A 12,959-nucleotide genomic window follows, 5' to 3' on the forward strand; every position below is an offset into this window, starting at 1 on the left:
ACTGACCACGTATCACGAGGCTAGACTTTTGCCGTCCTGCGGAACTTGCCTACCTCCTCTGAAGCTTCAACTGGAGACACTCATGCAGCGAGACGGTTCACAAAACGACTATCAGCTATTTGTCGGTATTGATGTGGCGGCACTCACTGTCACTGCCGCCTGGCTGCTCACCCACGCAAAGCCTACCGCTGCCATCACACTGCCCCAAACCCCCGAAGGACACTGCCAATTGGCCGAACGCTTACTCGCCGTCTGTCCCACCGCCGCTGAGGTGTTAGTGGTCATCGAAGCCACAGGCTCCTACTGGATGCGACTGGCCACATTTCTGGCGCTCAAAGGTTTTGCCGTCAGTGTGGTCAACCCCGCTCAGTCTCATTACTTTGCCAGGGCACTGCTCAAGCGTTCCAAAAGCGATGCGCTTGATGCCCAGACGCTTGCCCAACTCGCTGCCGCCCTGCAACCTGGTCTTTGGCAGCCGCCGCCTGAGATTTATTACCAACTCCAACAGCGCCTGCAGCATCGCGATGCCTTGCTGCAGCAACGCCAACAACTGCACAACCAGTTGCACGCTCTGCGGCAATTTCCGTTGGTGGTGGCGGCGGTACAAGCGAGTCTGGAGCAGTTGAGCCACACCTTCGATGAGCAGATTGCGCAGATGGAAGCTCAGCTAGAAGCGCTGCTCGCCCAAGACTCGCTTTGGCATCAAGCTGCAACCAAGCTGCGCACTATCAAAGGCATTGGGTCTGTCACCGCTGGGTGGGTGTTGGTGAGTACCCTCAACTTCGGCTGCTGTGCAACGGTGGAAGCGGCGGTGGCCTACGCGGGTCTCGCTCCCCGCTCCCACCGTAGCGGCACCAGCCTTCATAGACCAGAGCGCATCGGCCATGCAGGCAATGCCCGCTTACGCACGGCGCTGTATATGGCGAGCTTGAGTGCGATCCGCTGCAATCAGCAGATTAAAAGCTTTTACCAGCGGCTACGAGCAGCCGGTAAACCGGCAAAGGTAGCGCTTTGCGCTGCGGCTCGCAAACTCTTACACATTGCCTGGGCGGTTGTGAAAACAGACACGCCTTTCGATGCAGAGCACGGCAGGTTGGTTTGCTTGCAGTAGGGCGGAGGAAGAGAAGAAAGGAGGAGGCTGCTTGACTCTCAATACCGTATCTCTTCTCCTCTGCCCGGCGGGGCAGCCCCCCATTCGGGGGGCAGGAGGAGGAGAGGGGGGGCAGGGGGGGTGTGGAGGGGTGGGGGACGGTTTTAGCAAATACCCAAAAATTCGCTTCCCCCACCCCAGCCCAAACCCGATGCTTTTTTCGCTTCGTCTACTCAGCACAAAGATTTCCCAGTCCCCACGTCACTCCTACCCTCAAGGAAAGGGGCAGGAGCGAATCTCAAATTCACCTTACTTTTCCCACGACGGGAGGCAACTAGGGCAAAAGTCCGAACACGCCGACGCTGTCGGTCGTACCCACATAAACTTTGCCGTTGGCCACCGTCGGCACGATAAATTTGTTGCCGGTACCGAACTGATCGCGGCCATTGGGAGCCTGGTTGCTGTTGTAGAGTTCGCGGCTCAGGTTGGTGGCATCGTAGGCGTGCAGGGTGGCGCTGGTGGTGTTTTCTGCTGCCCAGAGGATGGCATCGGCGGTGCCGTTGGCTGAAATGCTGGGGGTCGTACCGGGATAGACGAAGGTGTTGGCACTCCGGGAGACGGGCGTGGTGCTCAGCCGGGCGTCGGTGATCGAGAATGCCTTGATGACATCGTTGATTGCACCAAAGTAGACAGTGCCCTTGAAATAGGCAGGCGTGCCAAATTCGGCGTCTGCCAGAGCGAGGGGCAGTTCCTGATAGATGTTGCTGTTGTCGGTCGGATTGAACTTGCCCAGGTTGTCGCGATCGACGACGTAGATGTTCTGGTCTTTGCCTGCTCCGAGGGCCAGACGCCGGGTGCTCCCTTGAGCGTCGGTAAAGTCCGGCAGCACGAGGATGCCCCCAGAACCGAGATCCTGGTCGATGCGCGATTCGGCGACGGTGTTGTACATCGTGAAGTAGTCGGCCACCTTCAGCCGCCGACTGCCCGCCGACAGTTTGAGGATGGCATTGCCGAAGTTGTTGTCGATCGGAAAACCCCTGCCATTCAAGGTGGTGTCGAAGGTGCCGTTGCCCGTCATGACGTAGATGTTGCTGCCGTCGGTGGCCGGGGCACCGCCGCTGGCCCAGATCGCTCCATCCTCTCCGTTCGGCGTCAGATTGAGGGTGCTGACTTTAGCCAGAGTCTTGCCGCTGTAGCCAATCACCCAGCCCGTGTAGGGCGAGATGTCACAGTGGGAAGCCCAGCTCGTGTAGACGACACCGCCCAGCAGCAGCAGGCCGGCTCGTTCCTTGTACTGCTTGGGATCGAAGGGCACCGTGCCATCGGTGCTACCCGCCCCGGTGCCCGGATAGCTGGCAGCGATCGTCTGGGGTCCGCCGAACAATTCTTTGCCGGTAGTGATATCGAGGGCGTGGAGGCGCTGGTAATAATTGCCCGCCCCATCCTTGCTCATTGCCACCGCATAAAGCGCGCCGCGAGGCCCGGCGGCCAGATCGATGACCGGGGTGGAAGTCACACCGATTTCGGGGGTGACCTGATCGCAGCGGCGCGGATCGGAGGGCACCTCACCACTTTTAAGCAGGCTCACCTGCCAGAGTTGGGTGCCGGTGTCGGCGTCAAAGGCGTAGACACTGTCGTGCTCGGTGGCAACAAACAGAACGTTGCGGGTGCCTTTGCCTGGAATCGCCAGGGCAGATTTGTAGAGGGGCTGAGCATCGACCTTTCCATCGACGGGGATCGTGAAGAGCTTGCCGAAAGTGGCAAAATTGACGTTCGCTGGTGTCAGGATCGTTTCGCTCAGATTCTGGCCAGTGCGAGCGTTGTCGTTGTGATAGGTCAACACATCCACCTGAGCAACGGCGGAACCTGCAGATAGAAACACACTGGCAACTGTGAGTCCAAATATCTGAAAAAAGCAACTCTGATCAGTCTGGAAACTGTCAGTCAGGATGCCCTCAAATCTTGAGAATAGCTTCATGATTCTCCCCCGGTGTTATGTGGCCCGACACACAGCATTTTAGGGGCCGCTGGGGGTGAGACCTTCCTCGTCTCCCCTGCAGAGGGCAGGATCAAAAAAGCACACCCTGGAAGAGGCCAGTAACGGTTTTTTTGCGGCGACCGGAGCGGACCGGCTCGAAGCGGAAGAGGGTCTGGACAGTATCGAGCGGCCCGTGATCGCTGAAGGCGGAGGGATGGAGGTTTTCGAGCTTCAATTCGCCCCGGATGAACTGCGAGAGCTGGTGGATCAGATCGCCGTCGATGCCATCCTCCTCGAAACCATTCATGGTGAGTTCGCCGCGTACCCGGTTGTCGTAGGCGAGCTTCGCGCCGACCAGTTTGAGGGCGGCAAGCTGGAAGCTGTCGCGGTAGACGAAGGCATGGACTTCTACCGGTTGGGTCTGGCCGGGCCGCCAGGAGCGCGCACCGCTCTGACGAAAGTTGGTCGCCCCGAAGGGCACCTCCAGATAAACGATTGTCGGAAATTCCCGCAGGTTGAGGCCCGTCTCGACGCAGCGGCTGTTGATAATCACAGCGTCGGTGTCGGCGAGTACGGCCAGCAGCTTGCGGCGGCGGTCGTGGGGAGCACTGTCGAGGACGTACTGGCGGTTGGTGGGCGGGAGCGGTTCGCCCGGCTGGTAGGGCCGACAGTGGTGCGGGGCAGTAGCGTAAAAGCCTGCAATGCGCAGGTTCTGCCCTTCGCGCCGGTTAAAGTAGTCGCTCGCGCCAAGAAAGCGGTCGATATAGTCGTAGCGGCCCGTGTGGCAGACGTAGATGAGCGTCTTGCGGCCCAGGGCTTTTTGCCGCAGCAGGAGCTTGAAGACGGCTTCTTCTTTGGGGAGCAGGCGCAGGCAACTGCCGTCCGGAGCCGCCAGACCGGCGAGCGGCTCGAAGCGGGCAATGGCAGTGCCGTTGCTGTCGGTGAGCACCAGATCCTCGGCAGCAAAGCACAGATCTGGGCAGACCAGTTGCTTTTGCAACGCTGCGGCACTCAACCGCCAATCGCCATCTTCCAGCGCTTGAGCGATGGCGCTGTTGAAAGCATGGACCCGCTCCGCCTGCTCGGGCTCCATCGCGACGAGATGCTGGTACTGCAACAGCGGCGGCATCTTGAGATCCGCCAGATCGCTCAGCAGCAGGGGAATACCCAGTTCGAGCAGGTAGTGCTTGAGAATGTTCGGGTGGATGCCGGGGCGCTCGCGCAGGCGGACAATTTTTTTGCCGCTGTCGCTGTCGGTGACAATCGAGCGCTGCCAGAGGCCGTAGGTGCGGGCAAAGCGGCCCGCTTCGCTGAATTTGAAGTCGCGGCGGTAGCGACCAGAAAGGGCGTGCAATAGGTAGTGCAGGCTGCTGGCGTAACCGTCGCTGGGCGAAGCGGTCATCGCCAGGGTGTAGCGGGCCTGACAGACCAGAGCACGGAAGGCACCGGCCTGGCTGGTGTCGCGGGCCTTGTACATGTGCGCCTCGTCGGCGAGCAACAGATCGATAGGCAGGTCGCTGTGCTTGAGCCAGAGGGGCAGGGGCCACTGGCTGCGGCGGGGGCTGTCGGCGAGTTGGTGGGCGTAGCTGAAGAGCGGTTCACTGCAATGACAGAAATCTGCTGCAGCGCTCAAAGGCTCCCCCGGCTGGAGAATGCGCTCGAAGCAGCGCGGGCAGTAGGCTGCCTGCGAGAGGCTCACCTCGCGGCGCACCAGCGCCAGACGGGCCTGCCAGAGCTTTGCAAAGCCACCTTCCCGGCTACCGGACACTTTCTCGCGGATGAACTGGGCAATGGCACTGTGGCTCGGAAACTGGGGGGCGGCGCTGAGCCATTCCAGGCAGAGGCGGGGGCTGATGGCAGTGAGGGCAGCGAGTTTGTCGCGCTGGTTGTTTGCCCAGAGCCGCCGCAGGGTGGTGAGCAGGTTGGCCTGCGCCCAGGGAGGAGAAAGGTGAGAACGAACAGGAGGCAGCGCTGGACCGGGCAGGCGCGGTGTGCCGTCGCTCAGATGCCAGACGGTAGCGGTGCCCAGGACGCGGCGGCGCAGTACAGCCGGATAGCGCTGGCGGCTGCCGCGCAGGATGTGGGGCGTGACCAGAAAAAAGACCAGCTCCTCGCTCACCGCTCCGGTGCGCCACTGGCGGCGGTACTCGCCGAGAGTAGCCAGGCTCTGTACCGGCACGATCCGGCGGCTGGTGTCCCTGGGCAGGGCCGCCTCGATCTCCTCGCGCCACTGGCTGCTATTCTGTTCGTCCTCCTGCACCAGATGGGCCGGGGCAAGGACGACGATATGAAACGGGCGGTGCTTTTGTTCTTTTTTTGCTAGACAGGCGGCGGTCGCCACTCCCATCAGCGATTTGCCGGTGCCGGTCTGGGCGATGAGGGCGGCGGTGCGCCACCCGGCGGCAAAGCGGCTGACCAGGGCGTTGATCGCATCGCGCTGGCCATGAAACGGGGCGCGGGCCAGCGTCAGATCCCGGCAGTGATCCTCCCCCTGCCAGAGCGGCTCCGGCAGGCGCACCTGCGGTCTCAGCGTCTGGATATATTCGCCGACGTCGCCGATCTTGGGGGGACGTCGCTCGTAGCGCTCGATCCAGCGGGGTGTGCGCTCGGGCTGTTCGGGAGGCGAAGCTGGGGCTGGAGCCTGGGTGGAACCGTCAGCTCCTGGCCGCAATTCGACGAGGGTGCCGTCGAAGTAGAGTAGCCGGGTGCCGGCACTGAAGCGCTCGCAGGCGATCTGGGTCGTCTGGTGCCTCTGGGGGTCATACTCTTCGGCCACCAGGTGGTAGGACTTGCCCGCCACCGTCCGCGCCAGAAAGTCGTACCCCTCCGGCAGCGGCAGACGGCCCTGCTTGAGCGCCTGCACCAGAAAGCGGGCGAAAGGACTGGTGTGGCCCGCGTCCGGCAGTTGTACCCGCAGGACGGCCTGGCCCAGATCCCGCAGGTAGCGCCGATCGAGGGCAAATTGATAGAGCTGGGGAGCCCAGATAGGAAGAAACGGCACCGGCTCGACCGCCTTGAGCAGGCGGGCAAATTTCCACAGGGGCTGGCGGCCCACCAGATAAAACTGCCTCAGTCCCTGCTGCTCGACGTTGCGCAAAAGCGCGTGCGGATGGACCCAGAGGCGATGCTCGAGATCGAGGGCCACCGATTGCTGCAACTGCAGGTACGGCTCGGTATCGAGGGCCAGACAGAGCGGTTCGGCCTGGACAGTCGCAGGTGCAGCGAGCACCGGTTCGCGACGATCGAGCACCCCGGCGATTGCCCCGATCTGCTGGGGCTTGCCAAACAGGGACAGCCCGACGACCCGGCCCTCGTCGCCTACCAGCCAGTCGGCCCAGGCACTGCACTGCTCGTCGAGGCTCACCTGCCACAGAGTGCCGTTGCCCAGGTGATGGGTAGCGGCGGGCGCACCGGCGGGCCAGGACAGGTAGACCTCGGGCGGCACGCGGGGCAACTCCGCCACAGGCCGGGCCGGGTCGAAGGCGAGCAACGTGTCGAAGGCTCCTGCCGCCAGCAGCGTCGCCGTGTTGTTGACGCTCAAGGCCGTGAGCAGAGGAAAATGGTCGCCCTCCGGCACCGCCGGATAGAGTACCTGCTCGTGCAACGCGGCACTGGTGACCCAGAGGCCAGACTGGCTAATCAGTTTGACCTGCTCGGGCCTGGGCAGGGCTGTACGACCGGGCCGGAAAGAAGAATCCGCAAAAAACATGGCTTCTGACTAGACACCGGGCGACCACACAGATAGTGTACGCCATCTTTTGCTTTCCTAGATATGGAGTCCAGATGAGAAGTCAGAATGTTACTCGCGGGGTCCACGAGTACTCAGGATCGGGCCTTTTGCCGCCGGTAGCCCTGGAGTGCCAGCAGCAGAGCTGAGATCGCCAGGCCGCCGCCGATAGCCGGTTCTGGGGCAATAGACGCTCCACTGAGGTTAATAAAGTAGGGCGTTGTTTGGTTTGGATCAGGGAGGCCCACTGTACTTATAGCTACAGGCGACCAGTTTGCCAGGGGACCGGTACCACTATTTGGCCCAACCTGCCCTGAGCCCAAAAAAGCGGGAAAAATACTCTGCATAGCGGCATCCAACGGCGCTGGTGCATAGGACACGGCCAGATAATAGGTACCAGGAGCAAGGCCGGACGCTTCGAGGACCGGATTTGTAGTGGTGTTGGCATTTGCCAGTAGACCGTTGCCCTGGGCATTGAACAGGTAGAGTGCTGGACCGAAGCCAGTGCCACTGACAGGCTGAGAGCTACCGCGTGGTGTAGGAGGAGTAACAATAATAACCGGCCCCTCACTGGAGGAGTATGCAGAAAAAGTGCCGCTGTTGATCTCGATTTGATAGAGGTCGATGAGATCGACGGGCGTAGTATCCGATCCGAGTGACAGGTTGCCCGAGATTCCGATAATTGGCTGGCCTTCAACTTGCGGATTCCCAGTTCGATAAGCAGTATCGAGTAGCTGCCCTGCATCTCCAGTCTCTGTGAGGAGGATAGCCTCTTCTTGCGTGTCCACCGAGAGGGCATAGGCAGGAAGGGAGAGGAGAGCTAGCAGTCCGGGTAGAGCAAGAGAAATGGTGAGCAGTTGTCGAATCGGTCCACAACGCATCGGTATACTCCGTGTTACTTGAGGAAGAAAGTTGGACTGGTAGACATTTCTACTCAGGTAACCATACCACTTCAGATTTGTTCAAAACACAGGTATTTGACATTTTGGCAGGTTACTACTGATATATTTTCCCTGCACTGCCGACGCTGGTTGTGAGATTTGTGGCCAGTACTCAGGATCGGGCCTTTTGTTGCCGGTAGCCCTGGAAGGCCAGTAATAGAGCACAGATCGCCATACCGCCACTAATCGAGGGTTCTGGGACAGCCTCCGCTCCCCCGAGATTGATGGTGTAGGAGAGTGTTTGGTTTGGAGCATCGGGAATTTCTACAGACGACCAGCCCGATAGAGGACCGGCACCGCTATTCGGGCCAACCTGTCCTGCGCCGGGAAGGACTGGAAAGATTGTCTTTAGCGTGTCATCTAGCGGCAACGGGGCATAGGACGCAGCCACATAATAGATGCCGGGAGCAAGGCCAGATGCTTCTAGAGTTGGACCTGCACTAATATCGGCGTTTGCCAGTAGACCATTGCCCTGGGCGTCGAACAGATAAAGGGCTGGCCTGAAATTGGAATTGCCTGCACTCGGACCGATACTGGTGTCTGCAGAAAAGGTACCGTTGTTGATTTCGATCTGGTAAAGATCTACTAGATCAGAAGGGGTGCCGTCTGATTTGAGCGACAGGCTGCCAAAGATAGCACCGATCGGCGAACCTTCAATCTGTGGGTTTCCGTATCGGTAGGCAGTATTGAGCAACTGTCCTGCATCTCCATCTTCTGAAATGAAGCTGACGCCCTGGGTTTCCATTGTAAAGGCATAGGCAGGAAGGGAAAGAAAACCCAGCAGTCCGGGTAGGGCGAGAGAACTGGCGAGCAGTTGTCGAATCGGTCCACAACGCATCGATACGCTCCGGATTACTTTGAGTTAGTAGACATTTCTATCAAAATAACCATACCACTTCAGGTGAAGAACGTCCCACTGATTTTGCTGTAGGATGCCGGGGACAGAGCGATCAGGCGCGCCAGGATGGTTTTTGTCTCGATCATCACCCCGGCCACGGGCAACCCACTGCTCAAGCAGGCGGTCGAGAGCGTCCAGAAGCAGGATTACGAGTTTCTGGAACATTTCATTGTCATCGACGGCCAGCCGCGCGAGGCGCAGGTACTGGAGGTTCTAGCAGGGCTCTCGTTTCGTAAGCAGGCGTCGCTGATGTGTCTGCCCTACCCCACCGGCACCGGTCGCTACAACGGCCATCGAATCTACGGGGCCGCCGGTTTTCTGGTGCGGGGCGATTATTTGATTTGTCTGGACGAAGACAACTGGCTGGAACCGGAGCACGTCTCGTCGCTGGTGCGTTCGGTGGGGGAGCGGGGGCTGGAATGGGGCTACGCTCTGCGCAATATCGTCGATCCGGCAGGCCGCTTCGTGATCAAAGACGACTGCGAGAGCCTGGGGAAGTGGCCTTCCTATCTGGATGACAGCGACTTTCACATCGATGTCAACTGCTATTTTCTCAGAAAAAACGTCGCCATCTCGATTGCTCCCCTCTGGTACCGACGGGCGAAGGAGCCGGGTGTACAGAGCGTCGATCGGGCAATCTGTGGGCATTTGCTGGAATATTTTCCGCACTTTCAGACCACCGGTCGCTATACAGTCAATTACCGGACAGGATCGACGGAGCAATCGGTGCAGCCAGAATTTTTTATACGCGGCAACCAGGTCATGCAGGAGCGTTATCCGCAGGGCTTTCCCTGGTTGCAGGCTGAATAAATATTGGGGTTCTTGCCTGCTGCTGTTGCAGGGCTTGGTGATGCCGGCTCAGATAGTCGATCGCCGCCTTAAAAGAGTGGCCATCATCCGAATCGAAGAGGATACCTTTTGCATTCTGGCGGGCGAGCACCGTCTGAAGATGCAGCCGGTAATCTGCATCTTCGATCAGCCGGACAGCCAGGCGGACGTACTGCTCAGGGTGACGGGCAACCAGTTCTGCGAGGCTCACCTCCCGGAGCATCTGGGAGCCGATCCGGTTGTACCAGTGATCACCTTCGAGGGTGACGATCGGCTTTTGCAGGTGCAGGCAATCGGCGACGACGTTCGAGCCACCGAAGTGATAGCTGTCGAGGCAAAAATCGCCCTGCTCCATCTGCTCCATGTATTCGTCGTAGGGCAGTGCCGGGACCACCTCCACCTGCTCCGCACCGAGAATGCGCTTGAGGTCTCGGGCGAAGGGCAGGTAATCGTTTTTCTTGAGCAGCGCACCGCCCGAGAAGAAGCGAAAGCGAACGGTTTTTGCTGTGCTACCGACGATCTCAAGCAATAGTTTCAGGTGCGCGTGGTTCACTTTCTGGGCATACCAGGGGCAGTTGATTACGATCCGACTATCGATTCGGGGCGGATGCTTGAGCGAGTAGCGCGGCAGGTTGTGGACGGCACCGAGGCCCGGCAGCAGCACGAGCCGCTCCGTATAATGGCGTTCGGCAAGTTGGGCTTCGACCGCTGCGCCGCTGATGAAGTAGTCGATCTGGGCTCCGCAGGTGCTGAGGGGATGACCGGTGCCGCAGATCTGGACAGGGGCGATGCGCAGGTTAGAGAGCAGGATGCTTTCCGCGTTCATGCCGATGTCTGGAAAGTAGAGCACCGAAAAGTCGTTGCGGGCGATCGAGGAGAGGTCGAGCTGGCCACCTTCGATCTGAATGTGATGTACGGCGGCAAAGGGCTTCAGTTCCAGATCGTTGCGCCAGTCCCCCAGGTGCAGCAGGGTCAGTTCGTACTCGCCTTCCAGGGCCTCGACGAACTTTGAGAGCGTGCGGTAGACGGAGTGACGAGCGAACCAGAAGCCGGTGGCGACGGCCAGTTTGCGAGGATTGGGGGTGTTCTCGCAGCGGACGCCCGTGGCGGCGAAGCCTGTCTGGATGCTCAGGTTGATCCACTGTTTGATCGCCCTGTCGGCCTCACCGTCGATGTAGGTGGCACCGAAGAAGATGTCGCTGAAGTTGTGCAGAGTATTTAGTCTTTCGCCCATCGATCGCAGGTGTGCTTTGAGGTTCACCTGGGCCTCGGGGTTGACGAGGGCAGAGCGGTAGGTCTCCAGATACGCCCCGTACCAGAGCGAGGCGAGGGCTGGCTCGGCTTGAAAAAACAGAGCACTCTCGAAGCGGGAGCGGTTTCTGGCCGAGTAAAGAATCAGGATGCGGGCGAAGTTGCGGGGCCGGTGGCGCAGAATTTCAAGAAACGGATCGGTCGTCTCGAAGCTGGAGAGGGCGACCAGATTTGAGATGACCGGGTTGAGCCGGAGGAAGCGCGGGATGAAGGGCTCCGATAAAACGTAGTCGTCCTGGCTAAAGACGTACAAAAAGTGGGCGACGAAGAGATCGACGCCGTGGGCTAGCTCCGGCGACATCTCGACATAGGTGTTCTGCTCGAAGTGTGCGAGCAGTCCGAGCAACAGCTCCGAGAGCTGGTCGTATTCGCGCTGAAAATAGAGCCGGGGGATGCGCAGCAACTCATCGGCTTCCAGACTCTGCATAGTGCGTGCCTACTGGGGCTGGTAGCTGAGGCTGAAGTAAAAGCCGTTGTCCTGGAGGTTGCTGCCCCGATCGGGCAAAAAGACGAAGGGAATGCCGTAATCGACCCGCAGGTTCAACCCCGGCAGCGCCTGCCAGAGAAAGCCGAGCCCGGCGGTGATGAGAAAGCGCTTATCCGGCAGCAGGTTGGGGTTGCCGCCCGCGTTCCAGACGCCGCCGCCCTCGACGAAGGGGGCAAGTTGAAAGACCGGCTGACCGGCGTCGTTTCGCACCACCGGGAAGCGGCCCTCCACCGAGAGCCGAAAGCCGTTGTCGCCCTGGCGGGCATTCTGCCGGTAGCCACGCACCGACTGCACACCGCCCAGGATGTACTGCTGAGCCGCCAATAGCGGGTCAAAAGAAAGCTGCAGGTCGCCTTGAAAGATGAGGGCGTTGCCTGAACCCAGAAGCTGCAGGCGCGAGAACTGGCCCAGCCAGCTTACGAAGCGGCTGTCGGGAATCGAGTCGCCGTTAATCGTCGCCCCAAAGATGCCCGTGCCAAAGCTGAACTGCGAGCGGACCAGCCAGGCTCCTACTTCGTCGCGGCTCAGATAGTCCTGGCCAAACTTGAAGACGCTCGTGCGGCTCACGCCGTTGGCATCCGGGCCGATGCCGAAGGGGGTGGGCAGGTTGCTGAAGATCACCGTCTGGCCGCTCTGGTAGGTGAAACCCAGGGAGAGGGCAAATTCTTCGCTGAAGGAGCGAAACAAAGGCTGACGGTAGCTGATCTCCGCCAGCTCGGAGGTACCGGCGATCCCGACGGTGTTAAAGGGCGGCTCGGTGATCTTGGTGTTGGTGGCGGCGAAGCGCAGCGCCAGGGTGCCGTCCATCGGATTGAGCGGCACGCGGTAGTTGACATCGTAGATGTTGGCCGCTCCAGTCGAGACGGAGTAGCCGAAGGCGAGGGTGTCGCCGATACCGGTGAGGTTGCGGTAGGCGAGGGAGGCGATGCCGCGCTCGGAACCGACCGCCGGGGGCGAGTAGTTGTCGAAGCTCAGGCTGGTGGCGAGGGCCGGTGCTTCGCTCACCCGGACGATGAGCACACTCTGATCGCTCGCTTCGCCCCGACGCAGGGTCGCCTCGACGTTGGCAAGCAGCGGGTCGGTGCGCAGCAGGCGCAGCTGATCTTCGAGGCGGGAGGTGTTGAGGGGTTTGCTCACCGCCAGGGCAACCCGGTCGCGCACGTAGCTGGTATTCAGCCGCTGGGTGCCCTCGACCTCGATGCGGGAGATCGTGCCTTCGAGAATGCGCACGCGCACTGCACCATCCTCGACACTCGCCAGCTCGGCGCGGGAGGTGAGATAGCCGCGATCGATGTAGAGGCTCGTAAGCGGGATGACGACGCTACTTAGAATCTGCTCGCGGGTAAGCGTCTGCCCTTCGACGGGGCGGGTGATGACCGCAATCTGCTCGGCGCTCAAGATCGTGCTGCCTGTCACCTCCACCCGGCCCACCGCTACGGTCTGGTTGCCCGCTGCTGGGGCTGGGGCCGGAGTGGGCAGCGGCAGCGGCGTCGCCGGTTCCGGCGGCAGAGGAGCGAGGGGAGCCGGTTGGGGCTGGGGAAAGCGGTCCTGGTTCGGGTTGGCCGGTGGCGTCGTCGCTGGTGTGCCGGGCAGGGGTTGCTGGGGCAGTGCCTGGGCCAACAGGGCCGGTGCCTGGAACAGTAAACCCGGCAACACAAATAAAAGCAGGCGGATGGTGGGCATGGCTGAGAGCGTCGAG

General features: G+C 60.6%; 8 protein-coding genes. 2 read left to right on the top strand and 6 right to left on the bottom strand.

Features of this window, described 5'->3' with window-relative positions; all coding sequences use genetic code 11:
- Positions 1-82: 82 nt before the first annotated feature.
- Positions 83-1,111 carry an IS110 family RNA-guided transposase gene (locus GKIL_RS18060; RefSeq protein WP_023171280.1) on the top strand — a complete coding sequence of 343 codons (1,029 nt, stop codon included), beginning with the start codon at positions 83-85 and terminating at the stop codon, positions 1,109-1,111.
- A gap of 313 nt (positions 1,112-1,424) precedes the next feature.
- Here the strand turns inward: GKIL_RS18060 and GKIL_RS18065 are convergent, their stop codons facing one another.
- From GKIL_RS18065 to GKIL_RS18075, 4 genes are all read right to left on the bottom strand, one after another.
- Positions 1,425-2,972: an outer membrane protein assembly factor BamB family protein gene (locus GKIL_RS18065; protein ID WP_223173785.1), complete on the bottom strand. Its 1,548-nt coding sequence runs from the start codon at positions 2,970-2,972 to the stop codon at positions 1,425-1,427.
- A 187-nt stretch (positions 2,973-3,159) separates the two neighbouring features.
- Positions 3,160-6,777, bottom strand: a complete 3,618-nt coding sequence (locus GKIL_RS18070) for a DEAD/DEAH box helicase family protein (RefSeq protein ID WP_023175260.1) — start codon at positions 6,775-6,777, stop codon at positions 3,160-3,162.
- A gap of 113 nt (positions 6,778-6,890) precedes the next feature.
- The gene (locus GKIL_RS24975; protein ID WP_023175261.1) at positions 6,891-7,676 is read right to left on the bottom strand and encodes a hypothetical protein; all 786 of its coding nucleotides are present in this window, start codon (positions 7,674-7,676) and stop codon (positions 6,891-6,893) included.
- Between the two features lie 172 nt (positions 7,677-7,848).
- The gene (locus GKIL_RS18075) at positions 7,849-8,574 is read right to left on the bottom strand and encodes a hypothetical protein (RefSeq protein WP_023175262.1); all 726 of its coding nucleotides are present in this window, start codon (positions 8,572-8,574) and stop codon (positions 7,849-7,851) included.
- Between the two features lie 126 nt (positions 8,575-8,700).
- Here GKIL_RS18075 and GKIL_RS18080 point away from each other — a divergent pair, with 126 nt between their 5' ends.
- Complete coding sequence (locus GKIL_RS18080) at positions 8,701-9,444, top strand: glycosyltransferase family A protein (protein ID WP_023175263.1); 744 nt, start codon at positions 8,701-8,703, stop codon at positions 9,442-9,444.
- On the opposite strand, the gene GKIL_RS18085 is transcribed toward GKIL_RS18080, so the two are convergent.
- Together GKIL_RS18085 and GKIL_RS18090 are read right to left on the bottom strand one after the other, a co-directional pair.
- Positions 9,395-11,200, bottom strand: coding sequence for an O-linked N-acetylglucosamine transferase family protein (locus tag GKIL_RS18085; protein ID WP_023175264.1), 1,806 nt, complete (start codon positions 11,198-11,200; stop codon positions 9,395-9,397). The genes GKIL_RS18080 and GKIL_RS18085 overlap by 50 nt on opposite strands.
- 9 nt (positions 11,201-11,209) lie before the next feature.
- Positions 11,210-12,943: a ShlB/FhaC/HecB family hemolysin secretion/activation protein gene (locus tag GKIL_RS18090; protein ID WP_023175265.1), complete on the bottom strand. Its 1,734-nt coding sequence runs from the start codon at positions 12,941-12,943 to the stop codon at positions 11,210-11,212.
- Positions 12,944-12,959 lie beyond the last annotated feature (16 nt).

The sequence above is a fragment of the Gloeobacter kilaueensis JS1 genome, from assembly GCF_000484535.1.
Taxonomy (GTDB): Bacteria; Cyanobacteriota; Cyanobacteriia; order Gloeobacterales; family Gloeobacteraceae; genus Gloeobacter; species Gloeobacter kilaueensis.